A 1,538-nucleotide genomic window follows, 5' to 3' on the forward strand; every position below is an offset into this window, starting at 1 on the left:
GGTTTCGACCGCACCCGGTGCGATGGTCGTGACACGCACGTTAGAGGCCGCCACTTTCCTCACGCACATTTTCAGAAATGGCATGCACAGCGAATTTGGTGCCACAGTATGCTGCGTGATCTGGGAAGGTTTTCTTACCTGCAATCGAGCTGATGTTAATAATGGTACCGCTGTTGCGTGCTTTCATTGGAGCTAACACCGCTTGCATACCGTTTAGCAAACCAAGGACATTAACATCAAACATACGTTGCCATTCATTGGCTTCTTGCGTGTCAATCTGGCCAAGTAACATCACACCGGCGTTGTTTACTAATACGTCTGCAGGGCCATAGATTTCTTCTGCACGAGCAATCGCAGCGTCAAAGGTGCTYTTGTCGGTCACGTCCACTTGAGCACAAAGTGTGTTTGGCAAATTAAGCGCCTCTAGGCGCTCGACGCGACGTGCCAAGAGCAGCAGCGGATGACCTTCTTCACTGAAACGACGCGCGATGGCTTCACCAATACCAGAGCTTGCACCTGTAATAACGACTAACTTTTTWCATTTTGTGATCCTCTTTAAAAGTCGTTTTGACTTGTTGATGCGTAGTTTATGAAAAGAATTTTTTGTTGATATATATCGACCTAGTTGAAACTCTGTTGTTATATGGCAACAATAAAAATATCAAAAGAAATGAGAAAGCGCCGATGCAAACACAGATCAACCTAGCGGATATCCGCTCCTTCGTACTGATCGCACAACTTGGTAATTTCACCAAAGCTGCAGAAGCACTGGGAGTATCGCGCTCGCATGTGTCTCGCCAGATTAGCCAACTGGAGAAGCAAATGGGGGTGACGTTGTTGATCAGAACCACGCGCACGCTCAACTAACGGATGCGGCAAGCACTGTTGCTCAGTGTGAGATGGCGCTGCATAGCATCGATCAAGCGGTGTTGGCAGCGGTGGATGATATTGAAGCCGTTCGGGGTGAAATCCGAAGTTAACTGTGTGGGTGGTTACGTTACGGGGAAGAGGTGATTGCGGAGGTGGTTGGTCAGTTTATGCAGCAATATCCGCAAGTGCGAGTGGATTTGGATTTTAGCAGCCATCGTGTTGACCTGATCGAGGATGAATTTGATATCGCGTTTCGCATGGGCAAACTGGAAGATTCTGGTTTTGTCGCCCGCAAGCTGATTGATGTGGAAATGGGCACTTATGCCAGCCCCAGCTACTTAGCGATGCACGGACGACCTGACCATCCMAGAACTGGATCAACACGCTTGTTACGGCTCGGTGACGCGTTGGACCTTCCAACATCGACACACTAAGCAAACATCAGATTGTCAGGTGCGTGGGAAATTTGCGCTGCAAAAATGGTCGAGTGATGTTTGAAAGGGGGCTTTGGCAGGAAACGGCATCATTCGTGTCCCCACGCTTTACTGTATGCAAGAACTAGAGCAAGGCTTGCTGAGAGAGGTGTTTGAGGATTGGCATGTTCCAAGTGTGGCGTTCTCTGCGCTGTATCATCGTGATCGCTATCAACCTAAACGCCTTCGCACCTT

General features: G+C 48.9%; 2 pseudogenes. One reads left to right on the forward strand and one right to left on the reverse strand.

From position 1 onward, the window contains the following. Positions 1 to 550 (reverse strand): annotated as a pseudogene (locus CIK04_RS24870) (SDR family oxidoreductase); the annotation flags it as partial. A 134-nt stretch (positions 551 to 684) separates the two neighbouring features. Here CIK04_RS24870 and CIK04_RS24875 point away from each other — a divergent pair. Then, a pseudogene (locus CIK04_RS24875) lies at positions 685 to 1,538 on the forward strand (LysR family transcriptional regulator); the annotation flags it as partial.

Source organism: Vibrio sp. 03_296, assembly GCF_002265885.1.